The organism is Kitasatospora azatica KCTC 9699, from assembly GCF_000744785.1.
GTDB lineage: Bacteria > Actinomycetota > Actinomycetes > Streptomycetales > Streptomycetaceae > Kitasatospora > Kitasatospora azatica.
This window is the reverse complement of sequence record NZ_JQMO01000002.1, coordinates 1,262,401-1,286,175: the sequence shown is the minus strand read 5'-3', so window position 1 is coordinate 1,286,175 and position 23,775 is coordinate 1,262,401. Positions and strand designations below refer to the sequence as shown.

General features: G+C 71.6%; 19 protein-coding genes and 1 riboswitch. Of the genes, 15 read left to right on the top strand and 4 right to left on the bottom strand.

What is annotated here, in order from left to right; translation table 11 throughout:
• The first annotated feature begins 17 nt into the window (after positions 1-17).
• Positions 18-563: an adenine phosphoribosyltransferase gene (locus BR98_RS05990; RefSeq protein WP_035840867.1), complete on the top strand. Its 546-nt coding sequence runs from the start codon at positions 18-20 to the stop codon at positions 561-563.
• 152 nt (positions 564-715) lie between these two features.
• On the top strand, positions 716-3,187 hold the full coding sequence (locus tag BR98_RS05985) for a RelA/SpoT family protein (protein ID WP_083976018.1): 2,472 nt from the start codon (positions 716-718) through the stop codon (positions 3,185-3,187).
• Between the two features lie 79 nt (positions 3,188-3,266).
• Here BR98_RS05985 and BR98_RS05980 read toward each other — a convergent pair whose 3' ends face one another.
• The gene (locus BR98_RS05980) at positions 3,267-4,496 is read right to left on the bottom strand and encodes a DUF349 domain-containing protein (protein ID WP_035840863.1); all 1,230 of its coding nucleotides are present in this window, start codon (positions 4,494-4,496) and stop codon (positions 3,267-3,269) included.
• A 229-nt stretch (positions 4,497-4,725) separates the two neighbouring features.
• A complete protein-coding gene (locus tag BR98_RS05975) occupies positions 4,726-5,544 on the bottom strand; it encodes a peptidylprolyl isomerase (RefSeq protein WP_035840860.1) in 819 nt (272 codons plus the stop codon).
• 283 nt (positions 5,545-5,827) lie between these two features.
• Between BR98_RS05975 and BR98_RS05970 the strand changes: the two genes are divergently transcribed.
• The 6 genes from BR98_RS05970 (at position 5,828) to rpsD (ending at position 12,766) form a co-directional block, all read left to right on the top strand.
• Positions 5,828-6,535 carry an MBL fold metallo-hydrolase gene (locus tag BR98_RS05970; RefSeq protein WP_035840859.1) on the top strand — a complete coding sequence of 236 codons (708 nt, stop codon included), beginning with the start codon at positions 5,828-5,830 and terminating at the stop codon, positions 6,533-6,535.
• Positions 6,536-6,546: 11 nt separating this feature from the next.
• Positions 6,547-7,809, top strand: coding sequence for a histidine--tRNA ligase (gene hisS / locus BR98_RS05965; RefSeq protein ID WP_035840857.1), 1,263 nt, complete (start codon positions 6,547-6,549; stop codon positions 7,807-7,809).
• The gene (aspS, locus tag BR98_RS05960) at positions 7,806-9,578 is read left to right on the top strand and encodes an aspartate--tRNA ligase (RefSeq protein ID WP_035840854.1); all 1,773 of its coding nucleotides are present in this window, start codon (positions 7,806-7,808) and stop codon (positions 9,576-9,578) included. Before hisS ends, aspS begins: the two co-directional genes overlap by 4 nt.
• A gap of 82 nt (positions 9,579-9,660) precedes the next feature.
• A complete protein-coding gene (gene ppk2, locus BR98_RS05955; RefSeq protein WP_035840850.1) occupies positions 9,661-10,479 on the top strand; it encodes a polyphosphate kinase 2 in 819 nt (272 codons plus the stop codon).
• Positions 10,480-10,510: 31 nt separating this feature from the next.
• Positions 10,511-11,860: a replication-associated recombination protein A gene (locus tag BR98_RS05950; protein ID WP_035840848.1), complete on the top strand. Its 1,350-nt coding sequence runs from the start codon at positions 10,511-10,513 to the stop codon at positions 11,858-11,860.
• A 291-nt stretch (positions 11,861-12,151) separates the two neighbouring features.
• The gene (rpsD, locus tag BR98_RS05945; RefSeq protein WP_035840847.1) at positions 12,152-12,766 is read left to right on the top strand and encodes a 30S ribosomal protein S4; all 615 of its coding nucleotides are present in this window, start codon (positions 12,152-12,154) and stop codon (positions 12,764-12,766) included.
• Here rpsD and BR98_RS05940 read toward each other — a convergent pair.
• Positions 12,754-14,961 (bottom strand): ATP-binding protein, encoded by a 2,208-nt coding sequence (locus tag BR98_RS05940; RefSeq protein ID WP_051969356.1) that lies wholly within the window; start codon positions 14,959-14,961, stop codon positions 12,754-12,756. The genes rpsD and BR98_RS05940 overlap by 13 nt on opposite strands.
• A gap of 169 nt (positions 14,962-15,130) precedes the next feature.
• Between BR98_RS05940 and BR98_RS05935 the strand changes: the two genes are divergently transcribed.
• The 7 genes from BR98_RS05935 (at position 15,131) to BR98_RS05905 (ending at position 23,380) form a co-directional block, all read left to right on the top strand.
• Complete coding sequence (locus BR98_RS05935) at positions 15,131-15,607, top strand: DUF948 domain-containing protein (RefSeq protein ID WP_035840841.1); 477 nt, start codon at positions 15,131-15,133, stop codon at positions 15,605-15,607.
• A 6-nt stretch (positions 15,608-15,613) separates the two neighbouring features.
• Positions 15,614-16,045, top strand: a complete 432-nt coding sequence (locus BR98_RS36060) for a DUF6167 family protein (RefSeq protein ID WP_157537431.1) — start codon at positions 15,614-15,616, stop codon at positions 16,043-16,045.
• Between the two features lie 15 nt (positions 16,046-16,060).
• Positions 16,061-18,730 carry an alanine--tRNA ligase gene (gene alaS, locus BR98_RS05925; RefSeq protein ID WP_035840838.1) on the top strand — a complete coding sequence of 890 codons (2,670 nt, stop codon included), beginning with the start codon at positions 16,061-16,063 and terminating at the stop codon, positions 18,728-18,730.
• Positions 18,730-19,206, top strand: a complete 477-nt coding sequence (ruvX, locus tag BR98_RS05920) for a Holliday junction resolvase RuvX (RefSeq protein ID WP_035840836.1) — start codon at positions 18,730-18,732, stop codon at positions 19,204-19,206. The genes alaS and ruvX overlap by 1 nt, the downstream gene beginning before the upstream one ends.
• Positions 19,207-19,298: 92 nt before the next feature.
• Positions 19,299-20,480 carry an endolytic transglycosylase MltG gene (gene mltG, locus BR98_RS36055; RefSeq protein WP_051969354.1) on the top strand — a complete coding sequence of 394 codons (1,182 nt, stop codon included), beginning with the start codon at positions 19,299-19,301 and terminating at the stop codon, positions 20,478-20,480.
• A 219-nt stretch (positions 20,481-20,699) separates the two neighbouring features.
• Entirely contained in the window at positions 20,700-22,553 is a 1,854-nt protein-coding gene (mltG, locus tag BR98_RS05910) for an endolytic transglycosylase MltG (protein ID WP_051969353.1), read from the top strand.
• Positions 22,550-23,380, top strand: a complete 831-nt coding sequence (locus BR98_RS05905; RefSeq protein WP_035840833.1) for a shikimate dehydrogenase — start codon at positions 22,550-22,552, stop codon at positions 23,378-23,380. The genes mltG (BR98_RS05910) and BR98_RS05905 overlap by 4 nt, the downstream gene beginning before the upstream one ends.
• Positions 23,381-23,402: 22 nt before the next feature.
• Here the strand turns inward: BR98_RS05905 and BR98_RS05900 are convergent, their stop codons facing one another.
• Complete coding sequence (locus BR98_RS05900) at positions 23,403-23,654, bottom strand: CBU_0592 family membrane protein (RefSeq protein WP_035840831.1); 252 nt, start codon at positions 23,652-23,654, stop codon at positions 23,403-23,405.
• A gap of 19 nt (positions 23,655-23,673) precedes the next feature.
• Positions 23,674-23,740: riboswitch (guanidine-III (ykkC-III) riboswitch) on the bottom strand.
• Positions 23,741-23,775 lie beyond the last annotated feature (35 nt).

Here is a 23,775-nt window from a genome sequence, read left to right as displayed (position 1 = left end):
GCCCTGAAGGAAACCCTGTGACTGACACACTCCTGGCCGACCTGCTCACCAGCAGGATCCGGGACGTCCCCGACTACCCGAAGCCGGGGGTGCTGTTCAAGGACATCGCCCCGCTGCTCGCCGACGCCGAGGCCTTCGCGGCCCTGACCAAGGCGCTGGCGGGCCGGGCCGAGGAGCTCGGGGCGACCAAGATCGTGGGCCTGGAGGCGCGCGGTTTCGTGCTCGCGGCTCCGGCGGCCTTCGCGGCCGGGCTCGGCTTCGTGCCGATCCGCAAGAAGGGCAAGCTGCCCGGCGAGGTGTTCCAGCAGTCCTACGACCTGGAGTACGGCTCGGCCACCCTGGAGGTGCAGTGCGACGCCTTCGCGCCGGGTGAGCGGGTGCTGGTGGTGGACGACGTGCTGGCCACCGGCGGCACCATCGCCGCCTCGCTGGACCTGGTCCAGCGGACCGGCGCCCAGCTGGTCGGCGTGGTCGTGCTGATGGAGCTCGGCTTCCTGGACGGGCGCGCGAAGCTCGCCCCGCACCTGGGCGGCGCGCCGCTGGAGACCCTGGTCACGGTCTGAGTAGGCCCGAGCAGTAGCTCGCGGAGCAGCAACGAGAGCGGTGGTCGCGGTGGCGACCGCCGCTCTCGGCATGTCAGCCCCCGGGCGGCGAAACGTCGGCGCGCCCAGCTCGGTACCATGAAGGTTCATCCGGTGCGTACCGAGGAGTGTCATTGCCCGACGAGGTTGTGCCCACGGCTACCGCGCCCACCAGTCAGTCGGCCGGCGGGCCCGGCACGGGCGCCGCCGCGCCCGCGTCGTCCGGCGCCACGCCGGCGCGTCCGGCGCCGCCCTCCGGTCTGGCCCGCGCGGTGGCACCCGCCCTGCGCCAGGCCTCCCCCAGCGGCGGCATGCGGGCCCGGCTGGCCCGCTTCGGCGGCCAGCGCTCCTCGGTGCTCAACCCCGTCCTGGAACCGCTGTTCCGCAGCATCCGGGCCAACGACCCGAAGGCCGACCCGGCCCTGCTGCGCGACATCGAGCGCGCCTACGCGGTGGCCGAGCGCTGGCACCGCGGCCAGAAGCGCAAGAGCGGCGACCCGTACATCACCCACCCGCTGGCGGTGGCCACCATCCTGGCCGAGCTGGGGATGGACGCGGCGACCCTGATGGCCGGCCTGCTGCACGACACCGTCGAGGACACCGACTACGGCCTGGAGACCCTGCGCCAGGACTTCGGCGACTCGGTCGCGCTGCTGGTGGACGGCGTCACCAAGCTGGACAAGGTCAAGTTCGGCGAGGCCGCGCAGGCCGAAACGGTTCGCAAGATGGTCGTCGCGATGGCCAAGGACCCGCGGGTCCTGGTGATCAAGCTCGCCGACCGGCTGCACAACATGCGCACCATGCGGTACCTCAAGCGGGAGAAGCAGGAGAAGAAGGCCCGCGAGACGCTGGAGATCTACGCCCCGCTGGCGCACCGGCTGGGCATGAACACCATCAAGTGGGAGCTGGAGGACCTGGCCTTCGCCATCCTCTACCCCAAGATGTACGACGAGATCGTGCGTCTGGTCGCCGAGCGGGCGCCCAAGCGGGACGAGTACCTGGCCACCGTGATCGACCAGGTCCAGGGTGACCTGCGCGGCGCCCGGATCTCCGCCTCGGTGACCGGCCGACCGAAGCACTACTACTCGGTCTACCAGAAGATGATCGTCCGAGGCCGCGACTTCGCGGAGATCTACGACCTGGTGGGCATCCGGGTCCTGGTCGACACCGTGCGCGACTGCTACGCGGCGCTCGGCACCATCCACGCGCGATGGAACCCGGTCCCCGGCCGGTTCAAGGACTACATCGCGATGCCCAAGTTCAACATGTACCAGTCGCTGCACACCACGGTGATCGGCCCCGGCGGCAAGCCGGTCGAACTGCAGATCCGCACCTTCGACATGCACCGCCGCGCCGAGTACGGCATCGCCGCGCACTGGAAGTACAAGCAGCGCGCGGTGGCCGGCACCTCCAAGGTGCGCACCGACACGCCGTCCCAGGTCCGCAAGGAGGACAAGGCCGGCGCGGTCAACGAGATGGCCTGGCTGCGCCAGCTGCTCGACTGGCAGAAGGAGACCGAGGACCCGAGCGAGTTCCTCGAGTCGCTGCGCTTCGACCTGTCCAACAACGAGGTCTTCGTCTTCACGCCCAAGGGCGACGTGATAGCGCTGCCCGCCGGCGCCACGCCGGTGGACTTCGCCTTCGCGGTGCACACCGAGGTCGGCTACCGCTGCATAGGAGCCCGGGTCAACGGGCGGCTGGTGCCGCTGGAGTCGACCCTGGAGAACGGCGACCTGGTCGAGGTCTTCACCTCCAAGGCCGAGGGCGCCGGGCCGTCCCGGGACTGGCTCGGCTTCGTCAAGTCGCCGCGGGCCCGCAACAAGATCAAGGCCTGGTTCTCCAAGGAGCGCCGCGAGGAGGCGATCGAGCAGGGCAAGGAGGCCATCGCCCGCGCGATGCGCAAGCAGGGCCTGCCGATCCAGCGGATCCTCACCGGCGACTCGCTGGTCACCCTGGCGCACGAGATGCGCTACCCCGACATCTCCTCGCTCTACGCGGCGATCGGCGAGGGGCACGTCTCCGCGCAGTCCATCGTGCAGAAGCTGGTCCAGGCGCTCGGCGGCGAGGAGGGCGCCAGCGAGGAGTTCGCCGAGACCGCCACCGTCCCGACCCACGACGGCCGGGCCCAGCGCCGCCGCCGGGCCAAGGGCGACCCGGGAATCATCGTCAAGGGCGTGGACGACGTCTGGGTCAAGCTCTCGCGCTGCTGCACCCCGGTGCCGGGCGACCCGATCGTCGGCTTCGTGACCCGCGGCAACGGCGTCTCGGTGCACCGCGCGGACTGCGTCAACGTGGACTCGCTGACCCAGCAGCCGGAGCGGATGATCGAGGTCGAGTGGGCGCCCACCCAGTCCTCGGTCTTCCTGGTGGCGATCCAGGTCGAGGCGCTGGACCGGTCGCGACTGCTCTCGGACGTCACCCGGGTGCTCTCCGACCAGCACGTCAACATCCTGTCGGCGGCCGTCCAGACCTCCCGCGACCGAGTGGCGATGAGCCGCTTCACCTTCGAGATGGGTGACCCCAAGCACCTGGGGCACGTGCTCAAGGCGGTCCGCGGCGTGGAGGGCGTCTACGACGTCTACCGGGTCACCTCGGCCCGGAAGTAGGGCCGATACGGAAAGGGCCCCACCGTTCGCAACGGTGGGGCCCTTTCCGTTCGGGCTCGGTTCTGCTCGGGCTCCGGGGTCAGCCGCTGAACTCCTGCAGGCTCTTCAGCGCCTGGTCCAGCAGCGCCTGACGGCCCGCCAGCTCGCTCTCCAGCTTGGCGACCTTGCTCGCGTTGCCCGCGGCGCGGGCCTTGTTGAGCTCGGCCTGGAGCTTGTCCACCGCCGCCTGGAGCAGGCTGGTCATGCCGGTGGCCCGCGCCTTGGCCTCCGGGTTGGAGCGCTGCCACTCGGCCTCCTCGGCCTCGCGGATCGCCCGCTCCACCGAGTTGAGCCGCCCGTCCAGCCGCGGCTTGGCGTCGCGCGGCACGTGCCCGATCGCCTCCCAGCGCTCGCTGACGTCGCGCAGCGCCGCCTTGGCCGCCTTCAGGTCGGTGATCGGCAGGATCGCCTCGGCCTCGGTGGCCAGCGCCTCCTTGAGCTTCTGGTTCTCGGTCTGCTCCGCGTCGCGCTCGGTGAAGACCGCCGAACGGGCCTGGAAGAAGACGTCCTGGGCGCCGCGGAACCGCGCCCACAGCTCGTCCTCGGCGTCGCGCTGCGCACGGCCCGCGGCCTTCCACTGCGCCATCAGGTCGCGGTAGCGGGCCGCGGTGTCGCCCCACTCGGTGGAGCTGGACAGCGCCTCGGCCTCGGTGACCAGCCGCTCCTTGACCGCCCTGGCCTGCTCACGCTCGGCGTCCAGCTGAGCGAAGTGCGCCTTGCGGTGCTTGGAGAAGACCGACCGGGCGTGCGAGAAGCGGTGCCACAGCTCGTCGTCGCTCTTGCGGTCCAGACGCGGCAGGCCCTTCCAGGTGTCCACCAGGGCGCGCAGCCGGTCGCCGGCCTCCCGCCACTGGGTGGACTCGGCGAGCTGCTCGGCCTCGGCGACCAGCGCCTCCTTGGCCGCACGGGTCTCGTCGGCCGCCTTGGCCCGGGCCGCCTTGCGCTCCACCTGGCGGGACTCGATCTCGCCGGCCAGCGTGTCGAGCCGCTTGGCGAGCGCGTCCAGGTCGCCGACCGCGTGCGCCTCGACCACCTGCGCCCGCAGGTGGTCCAGCGCGGTCTGCGCGTCCTTGGCCGCCAGGTCGGTCTTGCGCACCCGGTGCTCCAGCAGACCGATCTCGGCGGACAGGCCCTGGTACTTGCGCTCGAAGTAGGCGAGAGCCTCTTCAGGAGAGCCCGCCTGCCAGGAGCCGACGACGCGTTCGCCCTCGGCGGTCCTGACGTAGACGGTCCCCTGCTCGTCGACACGGCCCCACGGGTCGCTGCTCACAGCGCCTCCTCCACATGACGTCCCGCCCACCGCCTCGCGGTGCGGATCCGTCGTCCACAGTTGAATGTGCGACGGACCCGATGGTCCGCCGTCCCCGTCCGCCCGGTTCGCTGCCGAGGGTGACGGCGAGCGGGTCAGGGCACCCTATACAACAGCAACATAGGCGACCAGGCCCGGTGCTGTCCGCATCCGGGCCCGGCCAATTCGCGCGGCGGGCGCGCGAAGTGGATCAGCTCTTCGCGGTGGTCACCTTGTTGAGCACCACGTTGGCGTTGGGCGCACCGTCACCAGGGCCGTTGGCGTCGTTCTCGCCGCCGGCCGCGATGTTGGTCAGCACGTCCAGGCCACCGGTGATCTTGCCGAACGGGGTGTAGTTCGGCGGCAGCTGGGTGTCCTTGTAGACCAGGAAGAACTGGCTGCCGTTGGTGTTCGCACCGGAGTTGGCCATCGCCACGGTGCCGGCCGGGTAGGTCGCGCCGGTCAGGTTCTCGTCGGTGAACTTGTAGCCGGGGCTGCCGCTGCCGGACGCGGTCGGGTCGCCGCACTGCAGGACGTAGATGCCCTGGGTGGTCAGGCGGTGGCACTTGGTGTGGTCGAAGTAGTTCTCACCCGCCAGGAAGGCGAAGGAGTTGACCGTGTGCGGCGCCTTGGCGGCGTCCAGGGACAGTGTCACCTGGCCGCAACTGGTGTCCAGGGTGGCCGTGTAGGACGCCTTGGTGTCGATCGACATGGCCGGCTCGCTCGGCCACTGCTTCTTGTTCGGGTCGCCCGGCTGCGGGGCCGAGCAGCCCTTGACGTCCACCGGGCTGGGCTTGGCCGTCGGCGCGACCGGGGTGGGCGCCGCGTTGGCGGTGTCGCTCTTCTTGCTGCTGGAGTCGAACACGCCGCCTGCCCAGGCGCCGCCGGCCGCCACCACGACGACGGCGAGGGCGGCGCTGAGGACAATGTTGCGGCGCTTGGCCTTGACCGCGGCCTCGGCACGGGCCTTCTGCTGCCGCTCGTACTTCTCGCGGGCGAGCTGCCGCCGCCGCTGTTCGCTGCTGACCACCGGGCCGTGTCTCCTCGTTCGCGCTGAACATGTGTGTGGATGTGTCGGGCGGATCATCCCATCCACCAGGCGCCAAGTGTAGGGACCAGATCTGTAAGAACCCGGTGAACGGTTCGATCGCGGGCTCACGAACCACCGGCCCGGCGGCACACCACTATCCGGTTCGCAACCGACGGCTTACCGCCGGTAGGCTGCACCGAAGGACTTTTTCGCGCCCTGCGCCGCCTGCGCCGCCTTTGACGCTTCGCGCCGCCCCTCGACCCGCCGAGACCCAAGGACTGCCGTGTTCATCGCCGGATTTCCCGCCGGAGCCTGGGGTACCAACTGCTACCTCGTGGCACCGGCCGCCGGCGAGGAGTGCGTGATCGTGGACCCGGGGCACGAGGCCACCGCCGGGGTCGAGGCGATGATCCGCGAGCACCGGCTCAAGCCGGTCGCCGTGGTGCTCACCCACGGGCACCTCGATCACGTCGCCTCGGTGGTCCCGGTCTGCGGCGCCAAGAACGTGCCGGCCTGGATCCACCCCGAGGACCGGTACATGCTGACCGACCCGGAGAAGGCGCTCGGCCGCTCGATCGGCGCCCAGCTGCTCGGCGAGCTCACCATCGGCGAGCCCGACGACCTGCGGCTGCTGACCGACGGCAGCGAGCTGGAGCTGGCCGGTCTGAAGCTGACCGTCGACCACGCGCCCGGCCATACCAAGGGGTCGGTGACGTTCCGGACGCCCGCCACCGAGGAGATCCCACCGGTTCTCTTCTCGGGCGACCTGCTCTTCGCCGGCTCCATCGGGCGCACGGACCTCCCGGGCGGCAACCACACCGCGATCATGCAGTCGCTGGCCCGGGTCTGCCTGCCCCTCGACGACGCCACCGTGGTGCTCTCCGGCCACGGCGAACAGACCACCATCGGCCGCGAGCGCGCCACCAACCCCTACCTCAAGCAAGCGGCGGGGGCGGTCACCGCTCCCGCAGCCCCGCGACGAGGAATGTGACGGAAGAGAAGTTGAGCACCTTCACCGCCCCCAAGGGCACCTACGACCTGCTCCCGCCCAGCTCCGCGACCTTCCTGGCGGTCCGTCAGGCGCTGGCCGCCCCGCTGCGCCGGGCCGGCTACGGCTACATCGAGACCCCGGTCTTCGAGGACGTGAAGCTCTTCTCCCGCGGTGTCGGCGAGTCCACCGACATCGTCACCAAGGAGATGTACACCCTCACCACCAAGGGCGGTGACGAGCTGGCGCTGCGCCCCGAGGGCACCGCCTCGGTGGTTCGGGCCGCCCTGCAGGCCAACCTGCACAAGCTCGGCAACCTTCCGGTCAAGCTCTGGTACTCCGGCTCCTTCTACCGCTACGAGCGGGCCCAGAAGGGCCGCTACCGCCAGTTCGCCCAGATCGGCGCCGAGGCGATCGGCGCCGAGGACCCGGCACTGGACGCCGAGCTGATCATCCTGGCGGACGACGCGTTCCGCTCGCTCGGCCTGAGCGACTACCGCCTCCTGGTCAACAGCCTCGGCGACAAGCAGTGCCGCCCGGTCTACCGGGCCGCGCTGCAGGAGTTCCTGACCGGCCTGGACCTGGACGAGGACACCCGCCGCCGGGCCGAGATCAACCCGCTGCGGGTGCTCGACGACAAGCGCGAGGCGGTGCAGGCCCAGCTGACCGACGCGCCGATGCTGCGCGACTACCTCTGCGAGGACTGCAAGGCGTACGACCTCCAGGTGCGCGAGCTGCTCACCGCCGCCGGCGTGGCCTGGGTGGACGACCCCAAGCTGGTCCGCGGCCTGGACTACTACACCCGCACCACCTTCGAGTTCGTGCACAACGGCCTGGGCGCGCAGTCCGCGATCGGCGGTGGCGGGCGCTACGACGGCCTCTCCGAGATGCTCGGCGGCCCGGCGCTGCCCTCGGTCGGCTGGGGCCTCGGGGTGGACCGCACCTATCTGGCGCTGGAGGCCGAGGGCATCACCCTCGACCTGCCCGCCACCACCTCGGTCTACGCCGTCGCGCTCGGCGAGGGGGCCAAGAACGTCCTGTTCGCCAAGGTCACCGAGCTGCGCCGAGCCGGCGTGGCCACCGACCTGGCGTTCGGCGTCAAGGGCATCAAGAACGCCATGAAGTCCGCCGACCGCTCCGGAGCCCGGTTCGCCCTGATCGCGGGCGACCGCGATCTCGCCGAGGGCGTCGTCCAGTTGAAGGACATGACCACCGGCGAGCAGACCGCCGTCGCACTCGACGCACTCGTCACCACCCTGAAGGAGAAGCAGCTGTGATCCGCACGCACGACGCGGGCACGCTCCGCGCGGAGCACGCCGGAGCGACCGTCACCCTGGCCGGCTGGGTCGCCCGCCGCCGCGACCACGGTGGCGTGGCGTTCATCGACCTGCGCGACGCCTCCGGCACCGTGCAGGTCGTGGTCCGCGACCTCGACTCGGTGCACGGCCTTCGCGCCGAGTACTGCGTCAAGGTGGTCGGCGAGGTCCGGGTCCGCCCCGAGGGCAACGAGAACCCGGACATCCCGACCGGCGCGGTCGAGGTCGTGGTGGCCGAGATCGAGGTGCTCTCCGAGGCCGCCCCGCTGCCCTTCCAGGTCGCCGAGTACGAGCCGGGCACGGTCAACGAGGAGGTCCGGCTGCGCTACCGCTACCTGGACCTGCGCCGCGAGGGCCCGGCCCGCGCGCTGCGGCTGCGCTCCAAGGTCAACAACATCATCCGCACGGTGATGGAGGAGAACGACTACCTCGACATCGAGACGCCGTACCTCACCCGCTCCACCCCCGAGGGCGCCCGCGACTTCCTGGTCCCGGTCCGGCTGCAGCCCGGCCACTGGTACGCCCTGCCGCAGTCGCCGCAGCTGTTCAAGCAGCTGCTGATGGTGGCCGGCATGGAGCGGTACTACCAGATCGCCCGCTGCTTCCGCGACGAGGACTTCCGCGCCGACCGGCAGCCGGAGTTCACCCAGCTGGACATCGAGGCCTCGTTCGTCGACCAGGAGGACATCCTGGCGCTCGGCGAGGAGATCGTCTCGCGGGTCTGGTCCGAGGTGCACGGCTACCAGATCCCCAACCCGCTGCCGCGGCTGTCCTACGCCGACGCCATGTCGCGCTACGGCTCGGACAAGCCGGACGTCCGCTTCGGCCAGGAACTCACCGACCTGACCGAGTACTTCAAGGGCACCGAGTTCCGGGTCTTCCAGGCCCCGTACGTCGGCGCCGTGGTCATGCCGGGCGGCGCCTCGCAGCCCCGCAAGGCCTTCGACGCCTGGCAGGACTGGGCCAAGGCGCGCGGCGCCCGCGGCCTGGCCTACGTGATCATCGACGCGGAGACCGGCGAGCTGCGCGGCCCGGTGGCCAAGAACCTCTCCGAGGAGCACCTGGCCGGCCTGGCGGCCGCCGCGGGCGCCAAGAACGGTGACGCGATCTTCTTCGCGGCCGGCAAGAAGACCCCGTCCCAGGAGCTGCTGGGCGCCGCCCGCCTGGAGATCGGCCGCCGCTGCGAGCTGATCGACGAGTCCAAGTGGGCGTTCCTGTGGGTCGTGGACTTCCCGATGTTCGAGCCGATCGAGGACGACAAGGGCGAGTTCCAGGGCTGGCACGCGGTGCACCACCCGTTCACCGCGCCCACCGCCGAGTCGCTGGCCACCTTCGACACCGACCCGGGCAGCGCCCTGTCGAACGCCTACGACCTGGTGCTCAACGGCTCCGAGCTGGGCGGCGGTTCGATCCGTATCCACCAGCGCGAGGTGCAGAAGCGGGCGTTCGACGCGATCGGCCTCTCCGAGGAGGAGGCGGCCTCGCAGTTCGGCTTCCTGCTCGACGCCTTCAACTACGGCCCGCCGCCGCACGGCGGGATCGCGCTGGGCCTGGACCGGGTGGTCACGCTGCTCGGCGGCTACGACACCATCCGCGACGTGATCGCCTTCCCGAAGACCTCCACCGGTGGCGACCCGCTGACCGGCGCGCCGACGCCGATCACGGCGGCCCAGCGCAAGGAGGCCGGCGTGGACGCCACGCCTAAGTCCGAGGTGAAGCAGGACAGCTGATCCGGCGCGCTCGACCAGTGGATGCTGATGACCCGTCATAACGTGAGGGGTCATCAGCATCCGTCTTTCTGGAGCCGCCGCCGTGACCGACCTGCCCCGCCTCAACAAGCACCTGTACGAGACCGAACTCCTGCGTCTGCAGAACGAGCTGGTGAAGCTCCAGGAGTGGGTGCGGCTGGAGGGGATCCGGCTGGTGGTGGTCTTCGAGGGCCGGGACGCCGCCGGCAAGGGCGGCGCGATCAAGCGGGTCACCGAGTTCCTCAACCCGCGCATCGCGCGGATCGCCGCCCTGCCGGCGCCCACCGAGCGCCAGCGCGGCCAGTGGTACTTCCAGCGCTACGTCGAGCAGTTGCCGGCCGCCGGCGAGATCGTGCTGTTCGACCGCAGCTGGTACAACCGCGCCGGGGTGGAGAAGGTGATGGGCTTCTGCACCGACGAGGAGTACTGGCAGTTCCTGCACCAGTGCCCGACCTTCGAACGGATGCTGATCGAGGCGGGCATCGTGCTGCGCAAGTACTGGTTCTCGGTCAGTGACACCGAGCAGGAACGCCGCTTCCGGGCCCGGCTGAAGGACCCGATGCGCCGCTGGAAGCTCTCCCCGATGGACACCGAGTCGATCAGCCGCTGGGAGGACTACTCCCGGGCCAAGGACGAGATGTTCGTCTACACCGACATCCCCGAGGCCCCCTGGAACGTGGTGGAGAGCGACGACAAGCGCCGCGCCCGGATCAACATGATCGCCCACCTGCTCTCCACCATCCCGTACCAGGACGTCACCAAGCCCCCCGTCGCGCTACCGCCCCGCCCGGCCCCCAAGGGCTACCAGCGCCCGCCGCGCGACCTGCAGAAGTACGTCCCGGACTACGCCCACGAGCTGGAGCGCGGCAAGAAGCGGAAGTAGGGCTGTCGGCGCCCTCGCATAGGGTGGCGGGGTGGACGAACCGGACCTCTTCACCGTCGCCGCCGAACAGCACCAGGCCGCCGAACCGGGCCGGGCGCCGTTGGCCGTGCGGATGCGGCCGCGCACCCTGGACGAGGTGGCCGGCCAGCGGCAACTTCTGAGGGACGGCTCGCCGCTGCGCCGCCTGGTGGCCGGCTCCAAGGGGCCGGCGGCGACCAGTTCGGTGATCCTGTGGGGGCCGCCCGGCACCGGCAAGACCACCCTGGCGCACGTGATCAGCCAGGCCGTCGAGGGTCGGTTCGTCGAGCTGTCCGCGATCACTGCCGGGGTCAAGGAGGTGCGCGCCGTGATCGAGGGCGCCCGCCGGGCGGTCGGCATGAGCGGCAAGGAGACCGTCCTCTTCCTGGACGAGATCCACCGCTTCTCCAAGGCCCAGCAGGACTCGCTGCTGCCCGCCGTGGAGAACCGCTGGGTGACCCTGATCGCCGCCACCACCGAGAACCCGTACTTCTCGGTGATCTCACCCCTGCTGTCGCGCTCGCTGCTGCTCACCCTGCAGTCGCTCACCGACGAGGACATCCGCGCGCTGCTGCGCCGCGCGGTGGCCGACGAACGCGGCCTGGCCGCGAGCGTGACGCTGGGTCAGGAGGCCGAGGACCACCTGGTCCGGCTCGCCGGCGGGGATGCCCGCCGGGCCCTGACCACGCTGGAGGCGGCGGCCGGCGCGGCGCTGGAGCAGGGCGCGGCCGAGATCACCCTGGCCACCACCGAGACCGCCGTCAACCAGGCCGCCGTCCGCTACGACAAGGACGGCGACCAGCACTACGACGTGGCCAGTGCGCTGATCAAGTCGATCCGGGGCAGCGACGTGGACGCCACCCTGCACTACCTGGCCCGGATGATCGAGGCGGGGGAGGACCCGCGGTTCATCGCCAGGCGGCTGATGATCTCGGCCAGCGAGGACATCGGCCTGGCCGACCCGACCGCGCTGCCCACCGCCGTCGCGGCCGCCCAGGCGGTGGCGCTGATCGGCTTCCCCGAGGCCCGGATCATCCTCTCTCAGGCGGCCATCGCGCTGGCCCTGGCGCCGAAGTCCAACGCCGCCTACCTGGCGATCGACGCGGCCCTGGCGGACGTCAAGGCGGGGCTGGCCGGCGCCGTCCCGCCGCATCTGCGCGACGCGCACTACGGCGGCGCCGGCAAGCTCGGCCACGGCCAGGGCTACCAGTACCCGCACGACCTGCCCGGCTCGATCGCCGCCCAGCAGTACGCGCCGGACGAGGTGCACGGCAAGGCGTACTACCAGCCGACCCGCAACGGCGCCGAGGCCCGGTACGCGGACACCGTGGAGTGGACCAGGGCCCGGCTCAAGGGCGAGTGATCGGCCGGTATACTCGATCGAAGTGCCATGTCCCGGGTCCGGCAGCAGTCTCCACCGCTGACCGGCCACCACCAGCGGGACACCGGCCCGTGGCCCCTCGGGGCCACCAGGAGCGTCGCGCACCGTCATCGGTGTCACGGACCACTTGCTGATTCGTGTGCTTGCACTTCTGTGCCCGGCTCCGGAGAGCGGCTGATCACCCTCGGGTGGTTTTTCTCCGGACCGCGAGAGGCGACCTCCGTCAACACCTGGTGACAGCCGTATTCGCAACGTGAAAGAGGTAATGGTTCCATGGCGAACCAGAAGCGTCCCAAGGTCAAGATCGCTCGTGCCCTGGGCGTTCCGCTGACCCCGAAGTCCGTCAAGTACTTCGAGGCCCGCCCGTACCCGCCCGGCCAGCACGGCCGTGGTCGCAAGCAGAACTCGGACTACAAGGTCCGTCTGCTCGAGAAGCAGCGCCTTCGCGCCCAGTACGACCTGAGCGAGAAGCAGATGGCCCGCGCGTTCGACCGCGCGAAGAAGGCCGAGGGCAAGACCGGTGAGGCGCTGGTTGCCGAGCTCGAGACCCGTCTCGACTCGCTGGTGCTGCGTTCGGGCATCGCCCGGACCATCTACCAGGCCCGCCAGATGGTCGTGCACGGTCACATCGAGGTCAACGGCGGCAAGGTCAACAAGCCGTCGTACCAGATGAAGCCGGGCTACGTCGTCACGGTCAAGGAGAAGTCCAAGGAGAAGGTTCCGTTCCAGGTCGCCCGTGAGGGTGGCTACGCGGGCGAGGGCCAGACTCCGAAGTACCTCGAGGTCAACCTCAAGGCGCTGGCCTTCCGCCTGGACCGCGCCCCGCAGCGTCGTGAGGTCCCCGTGATCTGCGACGAGCAGCTGGTCGTCGAGTACTACTCGCGCTGACCCGCAGGCAGTACCGGAGCCCCCGCAGCCGCTGGCTGCGGGGGCTCCGCGCCGTCTCCAAGACAGGCGGAGTCCATGGCACACGCAGGGGAGTCCGCCTCGGCGCGGGACAGCACCCGCTGGACGGCCGCGTCCAGATCGAGCGCGGTGCCGCGCTCGAAGGCGCCGTCGAACTCCTCCTCGGTCAGGCCGGCCCGGGCCCGGGCGGCGCACTCCAGGTGCGCGCCGTTGAAGTTGCGCGAGCCGAACAGCGGGATGCCCACCGCCTGCCAGATCCGGTGCGCCGCGCCCTGCAGCAGCCGGGCCTCCAGCAGGTCGGGGCGCTCCTCGGGCCGGTCCACCGGCTCGGTCTCCAGCAGTGCGAGCATCTCCAGGCCGAGCACGGTGCCCACCAGGTCGCGGAACAGGTGGTTGAGCCGGACGCACTCGCGGGCGTGCGCGCGGGCCTGCCGGATGTCGCCGGCCAGCCACTGCGAGTAGGCCATCGCGTAGAGCCCGTAGGCGTACGCCCACTGCTCGCCGTACTCCTCGCAGAGCGTCCGGACCCGGCTCATCCAGTGCTCGCCCTTGTCCAGGTCGCCCTCGAAGAGCAGCGCCAGGCCGAGCTCGAACATCGCCATCAGCACGTTGCTGTTGAGCTCGCCGATGCTCTCGTAGTGCCAGAGCGCGTCGGTGAACAGCTCGGCGGCGCGCGCCGGCTGGTCGCCGATCAGCGCGGCACAGCCCAGCCGGTGCAGGGCGTAGGCGAGCGCCCGGTCGTCGCCGGTGTCCAGCGCCTGGGTGCGGCACTCCTCCAGCACCGGCAGCGCGCGGGCCGGGTCGCCCTGCAGGGTGGCGATGTAGCCGGTCACCCAGAGCGCCTTGGCCCGCGCCTCGGTGGGCTCGGGGGCCAGCGCCAGCGCGCGGTCCAGCCAGTGCCGGCCCTCGCCGAGGTGGCCGGAGCCGACCCAGTAGTACCAGAGCGTGCCGGCCAGCAGCAGCGCCAACTGCTCCTCGCCCGGCTCGCTCAGGCAGAACTCCAGCGCGGCCCGCAGATTGCTGTGCGCCAGCGTGGTGCGCTCGGCGGCCTCCGGCTGGCGCGGGCCGAACCACTCCAGCTCGCCCCAGCCGGCCAGCCCCAGGTACCAGTCCCGGTGTCGGCGGCGCAGCCGGTGGCCCTCCCCGGCCGCCCGCAGCCACAGCGCGCCGTAGTCGCGCAGGGTGGCGAGCAGCCGGTAGCGGACCGCGCCCGCCTCCTCCAGGCGCAGCAGCACCGACTTGCCGACCAGGCCGGCGACCAGGTCGAGGACCTCCTCCGGGTCGATCCCGTCGCCCGCGCAGACGAACTCCGCCGCCTCCAGGTCGAAGCAGCCGGCGAAGACCGTGAGCCGCGCCCAGAGCAAACGTTCCTGCGCCGTGCAGAGCTCGTGGCTCCAGCCGATCGTGGTGCGCAGCGTCTGGTGCCGGGGCAGCGTGCCGAGGCAGCCGCCGGTCAGCAGCCGGAACCGGTCGTCCAGTCGGCTGCTCACCTGCTCCAGCGAGAGCGCCGAGAGCCGCCCGGCGGCCAGCTCCAGGGCCAGCGGGATGCCGTCCAGGCGCCGGCAGAGCAGCGCGACCTCGGCGCCGTTGCGCTCGGTCAGCGCGAAGCCGGGCAGCACCGCGGCGGCCCGGTCGACGAACAACCGCACCGCCTCGGCCGGTCCGCCCGCGGTGCCGTCCACCGGCAGCGGGGCGACCGGCAGCAGGTGCTCGCCGTCCGCGCGCAGCCGCTCCCGGCTGGTGGCCAGCACCCGCAGGCCGGGCACCCCGCGCAGCAGCGCGCCGACCAGCTCGGCGCAGGGCGCCACCAGGTGCTCGCAGCCGTCCAGCAGGACCAGCAGCCGACGGTCCGCCAGCTGCTCGAGCAGCACCTCCAGCGGCGGCCGCGCGGTGGCGTCGGTCAATCCGAGCGATTCCAGCACGGCGTGGCCGAGCAGCAGCGGGTCCTGCACCTGGCCGACCTCGACCAGGAACGCGCCGTCCGGGTAGCCCTCGGCGGCGGCGCGGGCCGCCCGCAGCGCCAGCCGGGACTTGCCCACCCCGCCCGGGCCGGTCACGGTCACCAGTCGCGCCCGGGTCAGCAGCTCGGCCAGCTCGGCCAGTTCGGCCCGCCGTCCGACGAAGCTGGTGACCTCCGCGGGCAGCCGCCCGTGCCCGACCGTCGCCTGCTGCGCCACTGGCCACCCTTCCCATCTCGGGCCCGCCGACCGGGGCCCCGGTCGGCCCAACGAGGTGACCGGTCGGTACGTTACGCCCGGGGGAGCGCCTCGCCAGCGGTTATCGAGTCGGGGAAGCGGGTCCGGGCGCGATAGGGTTCCCTCCTGAGGGAGTGGAAGGGAGCATCCGGTGTCCGTGGGAGAGCTGGCCGGCCTACTGGTGGCCGTGGGCTGGGCCGTCCTGGTCACCTTGCTCGCCGTCGTGCTGGTGCGCCTGTCCAAGGTGCTGCGCGAGGCCACCGTGCTGGTCGGCGCCGTCACCGAGCAAGCCGTCCCGTTGCTGCACGAGGCCAGTGCCGCCGTGCGCAGCGCGCAGGAGCAGCTGGTGCGGGTGGACGACATCACCGCCAACGTGCAGGACGCCGCCGCCAACGCCAACGCGCTCTCCTCCACCGTCGCCGCCACCCTCGGCGGTCCGCTGGTCAAGGTCGCGGCCTTCAGCTACGGCGTCCGCAAGGCGGTCGGCCGGCAGCAGGCCTCGCTGACCCTGCCTCAGCAGGGCAGCGAGCGCGAGGCGCTGGCCCGGCTGATCCGCGCCGAGGTGCGCGCAGCCACCGCCCCCAAGGGCGGGCTGCTCGCCCGCGTCCGGCGAGCCGTGAAGGGCTGATGGACCGTGGTTCGACGCATCTTCTGGATGACGGTCGGCGCCGGCGCCGCCGTCTGGGCCATGAACAAGGCCAACGAGGCCACCCGCCGGCTCACCCCTGACAGCCTGTCAGGCACCGCCGCGCGCGGCGCCCTGCAGCTCGGCGACGCCGCCAAGCGGTTCGCCCTGGAGGTGCGGGCCGGGATGGCCGAGCGCGAGGAGCAGCTCCGGTCCGACCTCGGGCTGGACGGCACCGCGGTGGTCGAGCCGCCGCGCCGTCGCCTGACCCTCTCCCAGCCTTCGGCCGGGGGTACCCCCACCGCGGGCGGTGGGTACCGAGCTATCTCGGCGGCACCGGGCTCCCCGGCCGCCGCCCTGCCTCCGTCGCGTACCGCCACCCCCGAAATCATCGCCTCAACGCCCCGTCAGCTCGAACAGCGCCGGGGCCAGCACCCTTAACCGGAAGGACCACTCATGGAGTCGGCAGAGATCCGCCGCCGCTGGCTGCGCTTCTTCGAGGAGCGCGGCCACACCGTCGTTCCCTCGGCGTCCCTGGTCGCCGACGACCCCACCCTGCTGCTGGTCAACGCCGGCATGGTGCCGTTCAAGCCGTACTTCCTGGGCGAGGTCAAGCCGCAGTTCTCCCGTGCCACCAGTGTCCAGAAGTGCGTGCGCACGTTGGACATCGAGGAGGTCGGCAAGACCACCCGGCACGGCTCGTTCTTCCAGATGTGCGGCAACTTCTCCTTCGGCGACTACTTCAAGGAAGGGGCCATCAAGTTCGCGTGGGAGCTGCTCACCACGCCCGTCGCGGACGGCGGCTACGGCCTGGAGAAGGAGAAGCTCTGGATCACCGTCTACAAGGACGACGACGAGGCCGAGCAGATCTGGCGTGACGTCATCGGCGTCCCGTCCGAGCGGATCCAGCGCCTGGGCATGAAGGACAACTTCTGGTCGATGGGCGTGCCCGGCCCGTGCGGCCCGTGCTCGGAGATCAACTACGACCGCGGCCCCGCCTACGGCGAGGAGGGCGGCCCCGCCGTCAACGGCGAGCGCTACCTGGAGATCTGGAACCTGGTCTTCATGCAGTACGAGCGCGGCCACGGCGACGGCAAGGACGGCTTCGAGATCCTCGGCGACCTGCCGAGCAAGAACATCGACACCGGCCTCGGCCTGGAGCGCCTGGCCGCCATCCTGCAGGACGTCGACAACCTCTTCGAGATCGACACCAGCCGGCTGATCCTGGACCGGGCCGCCGAGCTCACCGGCCACAGCTACGGCGCCGACCACAAGTCGGACGTCTCGCTGCGCGTGGTCACCGACCACATCCGGACCGCGCTGATGCTGGTCGGCGACGGCGTCACCCCGGGCAACGAGGGCCGCGGCTACGTGCTGCGCCGGATCCTGCGCCGGGCGATCCGCAACATGCGCCTGCTCGGCGCCACCGAGCCGGTGGCCAAGGAGCTGATCGACGTCTCGATCAAGGCGATGGCCCCGCAGTACCCGGAGCTGGACGCCGACCGCAAGCGGATCGAGACCGTGGTGGTCGCCGAGGAGACCCGCTTCCTGCAGACCCTGCGGGCCGGCACCAACCTGCTGGACACCGCCGTCACCGAGGCCAAGCAGGCCGGCCACCCCGCGCTCGCCGGCGAGAAGGCCTTCCAGCTGCACGACACCTTCGGCTTCCCGATCGACCTCACCCTGGAGATGGCCGAGGAGCAGGGCCTGCAGGTCGACGAGGCCGGCTTCCGCCGGCTGATGCAGGAGCAGCGCGACCGGGCCAAGGCCGACGCCAAGGCCAAGAAGATGGGCCACGCCGACGTCGCCGCCTACCGCGAGGTGGCCGACCGGGCCGGCGCCAGCGTCTTCACCGGCTACAACGCCACCGAGGGCGAGGCCACCGTGGTCGGCCTGCTGGTGGACGGCGTCCCCGCGCCGGCCGCCACCGAGGGCGACGAGGTCGAGCTGATCCTCGACCGCACCCCGTTCTACGCCGAGGGCGGCGGCCAGCTCGCCGACCACGGCCGGATCCGCCTGGACTCCGGCGCGGTGGTCGAGATCCGCGACGTGCAGCAGCCGGTGCCCGGCGTGGTCGTGCACTCCGGCGGGGTGCTCTTCGGCGAGGTGGTGCTCGGCGCCGCCGCGTACGCCACCATCGACATCGACCGCCGCCGCGCCGTCTCGCGCGCCCACTCGGCCACCCACCTGACCCACCAGGCGCTGCGCGACGCGCTCGGCCCCACCGCCGCCCAGGCCGGTTCGGAGAACGCCCCCGGCCGGTTCCGGTTCGACTTCGGCTCGCCGGCCGCCGTCCCCGGCACCGTGCTGGTGGACGTCGAGCAGAAGATCAACGAGGTGCTGGCCCGCGAGCTGGACGTCACCGCCGAGGTGATGACCATGGACCAGGCCCGCAAGCAGGGCGCCATCGCGATGTTCGGCGAGAAGTACGGCGACTCGGTGCGCGTGGTGACCATCGGCGACTTCTCCAAGGAGCTCTGCGGTGGCACGCACGTCGGCAACACCGCCCAGCTGGGCCTGGTGAAGCTGCTCGGCGAGTCCTCGATCGGCGCCGGCGTGCGCCGGGTCGAGGCGCTGGTCGGCGTGGACGCCTACAAGTTCCTGGCCCGCGAGCACACCGTGGTCTCCCAGCTCACCGAGCTGGTCAAGGGCCGCCCGGAGGAGCTGCCGGAGAAGATCGCCGGCATGCTCGGCAAGCTCAAGGACGCCGAGAAGGAGATCGAGAAGTTCCGCGCCGAGAAGGTGCTGGCCGCCGCCGCCGGTCTGGTGGACAGCGCCCAGGACATCCACGGCGTGGCCCTGGTCGCCGCCCGGGTGCCGGACGGCACCGGCGCCGACGACCTGCGCAAGCTGGTCCTCGACGTCCGGGCCCGACTGGGCTCGCGCCCGGGCGTGGTGGCCGCCTTCACGGTCGCCAACGACCGTCCGCTGACCGTGATCGCCACCAACGAGCTGGCCCGCGAGCGCGGCGTCAAGGCCGGTGAGCTGGTCCGGGTCGCCGCCAAGACCCTCGGCGGCGGCGGTGGCGGCAAGGACGACGTGGCCCAGGGCGGCGGCTCCAACCCGGGCGCCGTGGACGAGGCCGTCGAGGCGGTCCGTCGGCTGGTCGCGGAGCGCGCGGCCTGATGGAGGAGCCCAAGCCCTGGCGCCGGGGTCGACGGATCGCCGTCGACGTCGGTGACGCCCGGATCGGGGTGGCCTCCTGCGACCCCGACGGGCTGATCGCCACGCCCGTGGAGACGGTCCCCGCCGGGGGCCGCTCCCAGGCGCGGCTCAAGGAGATCGTCGAGGAGTACGACGCCATCGAGGTGGTGGTCGGCCTGCCGCGCTCGCTCAGCGGCAAGGAGGGCCCGGCCGCCGAGAAGGTCCGCTCCTACGCCGGTCGGCTGGCCGCGCTGCTCGCGCCGGTGCCGGTGCGGCTGGTGGACGAGCGGATGACCACGGTCACCGCCGCCGCCGGCATGCGGGCCTCCGGCGTCAAGGCCAAGAAGGGCCGCTCGGCGATCGACCAGGCCGCCGCCGTGGTGATCCTGCAGAGCGCCCTGGAGACCGAACGGGTGAGCGGTCGGGCGCCCGGCGAGAGTGTCGAGCCGATCAGCTGATCAGCCTGGCCTAGCGTGCTGCTCATGGGCCCGTCCGGACGCGTCCGGACGGGCCCTCGCTGCTGCGCACCCGGGACTTCCAGGGGGTCGGGATGGATCAGGACGCCGTGCCCGGGCTGACACCGGGTCACCTCGGCGCACCGGTCCACGAGCCGGGGCCCGACCCGGAACGGCCCCCGCCGAAGCCCCGACGGCGCCGGCCGCACCGCACCGGCCTGGCCTGCTCGCTCACCGTCCTGCTGCTCGCCCTGCTGGCCGGCGGCGCGCTGCTGACCGGGCAGCAGATCGTCGCGGCGCTGCGCCAGGGCACCCCCACCCCGTCCGCCGACTACCCGGGTGCGGGCAGCGGCGCCGTGCGGGTCTCGGTGCCCCAGGGCGCCAGCCTGACCAGCATCGGGCAGATCCTGCAGCGCAACCAGGTGGTGGCCAGCGTCAAGGCGTTCACCGACGCGGCGGCCGGCTCCGGCATCGGCGACCGGATCCAGCCGGGCACCTACGCGCTGCGCCGGAAGATGTCCGCCGGCGCCGCGCTGCAGGTGCTCGGCGACCCGGCCAACGCCAACGCGCTGACCGTCCCCGAGGGCTGGCGGGCCAGCCAGATCTACGCCGCCGTGGACCAGCGCCTGGCGCTCGCGGCCGGCACCACCCAGCACACCGCGCAGCAGCACAGCGCCGAGCTCGGGCTGCCCGAGTACGCGGGCGGCAACCCCGAGGGGCTGCTCTACCCCGCCACCTACAGCGTGACCGCCGACAGCACGCCGCTGACCCTGCTGCAGCAGATGGTCCACCACGGCGCGGGCGAGCTGTCGGACGCCGGCCTGGACCATCCGGCGGTCGGCGAGCTGACCCCGTACCAGGTCCTGGCGGTGGCCAGCCTGCTGCAGGGCGAGTCGGACAACCCCGGCGACATGGCCAGGGTGGCCCGGGTGATCTACAACCGGCTGGACCGCGCGATGCCGCTGCAGCTGGACTCCACGATCAACTACGCGCTCGGGCGCACCAGCCTGCACACCACCGTCACCGACACCCAGCTCGACTCGCCGTACAACACCTACCGCGCCCCCGGCCTGCCGCCGACCCCGATCGACAACCCCGGGCACGACGCGGTGGAGGCCGCGCTCAACCCGGCGCCGGGGGACTGGTTGTACTTCGTGACCGTGCGGCCGGGCGACACCAGGTTCACGGACAGTGAGGAACAGCAGCGCAAGAACGTCGAGGAGTTCAACGCGAACCAGGCCCACAGCGGTTCCTCGCCGCACCCCGGCGGGCGCTGAGGCGCGCGGGGTGGGGGCCGAAGCACCTCGGGGCGGGCGCTGAGCGCCAGGACGGGACCGTGGACGGTACCGTGCGGTACGGTAACGTCTCCCCTCAAGCGCTGCGCTAGCACGCCGGTTCGACCCGCTCTCCGGTCGAGCCTTCGGGATACTGCACGGGACGCCGTCCCGGACGGGCCGTCCGCTCAACCGTCCGTCTCCGTCGGCCTAAGGGAATCGATGACTGATCTGGGTCGGGGCTACGGCTCCCAGCCGTGGCACCCCAGCGCTCCCGGTTACGGTGAGCAGTCGCCGCAGGCGGCCGCCCAGGGCGAGCCGGAGTTCGTCCCGCAGGACCCGTACGGGCAGGCCCAGTACCCGGTCCAGGGGACCGAGCAGTACGGGCAGCAGCAGAACTACGTGCCGATGGACCCGTACCAGCAGGCCCAGCAGCAGCAACAGTGGCAGCAGCAGGGCGGGTACCCCCAGCAGCAGGGCTACCCGCAGCAGCAGGGGTATCCGCAGCAGGGCTACCCCCAGCAGGGCGGGTATCCGCAGCAGGGCCAGCCGATGCCGCAGGGCCAGCCGATGCAGCAGGGCCAGCAGATGCCTCAGCAGATGCCGCAGCCCGGGCAGCAGATGCCACCGATGCAGGGCATGCCGCAGCAGCCGATGCAGCAGCAGGTCCCCCAGCAGTCGATGCCCCAGCAGGTCCCGCCGCAGCAGGTCCGCCGACCGGCTTCCGGGCCGGCCCCCGCGCCGGCCGTGCCGCAGCCCGCCGGTCCCGGTCCGGACGGCATCGACTGGGAGGCCGAGGCCGCCGCGCTCGACAACCCGCACGCGGCCGAGGGCGAGTACGCCGAGCACGAGGACTACGCCGAGGACGGCGAGTACCAGGAGCACGGCGAGTACACCGAGGACGACTACGCCGAGGGCGAGCAGGAGCAGCACGACTCCTTCCTCGGCACCGAGGACGACAGCCAGGACGCCCAGCGCAAGCGCAAGGAGAAGGGCAAGAAGTCCGGCCGCCGCAACGGCGGTGCCTGCCTGCTGGTCGCCCTGGTGCTGCTCGGCGGGGTCGGCGGCGCCGGCTGGTGGGGCTACGGCTTCTACCAGCGCACCTTCGGCCCGCCCCCGGACTTCACCGGCGCCGGCACCGGCAAGGTGCAGATCCAGATCAAGGACGGCGCCTCGGGCGCCGACATGGCCCAGGTGCTCAAGGACGCCGGCGTGGTGAAGAGCGTCGGTGCCTTCAACAACGCCTTCACCAAGGCCGCCAAGCCGATCCAGCCCGGCTACTACTACATGCAGCAGCAGATGTCCGGCGACGCCGCCGTGCAGCTGATGCTCAGTGAGGCCGGCGGCGACTCGCTGATCATCCCCGAGGGCAAGACCGCGGCGAGCATCTACACGATGATCGACAAGAAGCTGAAGCTGCAGGCCGGCGCGACCGCGGACGCGGCCAAGGCGAACGCGGGCAACCTCGGTCTGCCGCCGTACGCCAACAACAACCCCGAGGGCTTCCTCTGGCCGGCCAAGTACTCGGTCAGCCAGGGCATGAAGCCCGAGGACCTGCTCAAGCAGATGGTGACCAACGCCACCAACGAGTACAGCCAGCTCAACCTGGACGCCGCGGCGCAGAAGGTCGGCCTGAAGAACGCCTACGACGTGATCACCGAGGCGAGCATCCTGCAGGCCGAGGGCAACAACACCGCCGACTTCGGCAAGATGGCCAAGACCATCCAGAACCGCCTGAACACCGAACCCGTCATCCACCACAAGCTCGGCATGGACACCACGCTGCAGTACTCGGTCGGCTCCAAGCAGCTCACCGACGCGCAGATCAAGGACGGGTCCAACAAGTACAACACCTACATCAACCCCGGCCTGCCGCCCACGCCGATCTCCAACCCGGGCGAGGACGCGATCAAGGCCGTGCTCAACCCGGCCGACGGCACCTGGCTGTACTTCATCGCGATGAGCCCCACCGAGACCCGGTTCTCCACCTCCCCGAGCGAGTTCGCGGCCAACGTCAAGGAGTACTGCACCAACAACGGCAAGGGGTTCAACGCGAAGGACGTCACCTGCTCATGACCCCGCAGCAGCCCCGCGCCGCGGTACTCGGCTCACCGATCGCGCACTCGCTCTCCCCGGTGCTGCACAACGCCGGGTACCGGGCGGTCGGCCTGGACGACTGGGCGTACGACCGGTTCGAGCTGGACGAGGCCGCGCTGCCCGGGTTCCTCGCGGGACTGGAGCCGGGCGGCTGGGCGGGCTTCTCGCTGACCATGCCGCTGAAGCGGGCGGTGATCCCGCTGCTGGACGAGGTGAGCGAGACGGCGCTGGCGGTGGACGCCGTGAACACGCTGGTCTTCCAGGCGGACGGGCGGCGGACCGGGGACAACACCGACGTGCCCGGGCTGATCGCGGCGCTGCGCGAGCGCGGCATCGAGCAGGTGCCGGCGGCGGCAGTTCTCGGCGCGGGGGCCACGGCCTCCTCGGCGCTGGCCGCGCTGGCGCAGGTGTGCACCGGCGAGGTGACGGTCCACGTCCGCAGCGCCGAACGGGCGCGCGAGATGCGGGAGCTCGGGGAGCGGCTGGGGGTGGCGGTGCGGACCGCCGACTGGGCGCGCGGCGCCGAGGCGCTGACCGGCCCGCTGACCATCTCCACCACGCCGGTGGGCGCGACCGACGGCTTCGTCGGCGAGCTGACCGCCACGCCCGGGGCGCTCTTCGACGTGCTCTACCACCCCTGGCCGACGCCGCTGGCCGCCGCCTGCGCCGAGCGCGGGGCGCCGGTGCTGGGCGGGCTCGACCTGCTGGTGCACCAGGCGGTGCTGCAGTTCGAACTGTTCACCGGGGTCCGGCCCGGACCGCTGGCGGCGATGCGCGCGGCGGGCGAGGCGGCGCTGGGGGCGTAGGGCCTGTCCGGGCCGCCCGGGGTCAGTGCGCCCCGCGCGGTTCGCGCCCGCGCAGCACGGCGATCAGTCCGAAGAACGAGACGATCGCCCAGACCCCCTCCAGCAGCAGGAATCCCCACTGCGAGGTGAGTCCGGCCTGAGCGGCCAACACGGCCGAACCGCAGAGGTTGAGGGTCAGATATCCCTTGGAATGCGCGCTGGTCCTGCCCCACTGGGCCAGCGCGAAAGGGATCAGAATAAGTATCGAGCCGAAGATCTGAACGGCCTGTTCCATGGCGGCACACTCCTGACCAGCAGCGTCGTCTTGTCAGTCCGGGTACGGCGCGTCTCGTCCGGTGGCTCGCGGAATGGCGACCCCGAACAAGTCTGCCCCATGAGCACAAGCGGGCGAAATA

Excerpts from the sequence above, each read along its gene's own strand:
- rpsD (WP_035840847.1), top strand. The coding sequence starts at position 12,152 with ATGGCGAACCAGAAGCGTCCCAAGGTCAAGATCGCTCGTGCCCTGGGC.
- BR98_RS05905 (WP_035840833.1), top strand. The coding sequence starts at position 22,550 with ATGACCCCGCAGCAGCCCCGCGCCGCGGTACTCGGCTCACCGATCGCG.
- BR98_RS05900 (WP_035840831.1), bottom strand. The coding sequence starts at position 23,654 with ATGGAACAGGCCGTTCAGATCTTCGGCTCGATACTTATTCTGATCCCT.
- alaS (WP_035840838.1), top strand. The coding sequence starts at position 16,061 with ATGGAGTCGGCAGAGATCCGCCGCCGCTGGCTGCGCTTCTTCGAGGAG.
- mltG (WP_051969354.1), top strand. The coding sequence starts at position 19,299 with ATGGATCAGGACGCCGTGCCCGGGCTGACACCGGGTCACCTCGGCGCA.
- ruvX (WP_035840836.1), top strand. The coding sequence starts at position 18,730 with ATGGAGGAGCCCAAGCCCTGGCGCCGGGGTCGACGGATCGCCGTCGAC.
- mltG (WP_051969353.1), top strand. The coding sequence starts at position 20,700 with ATGACTGATCTGGGTCGGGGCTACGGCTCCCAGCCGTGGCACCCCAGC.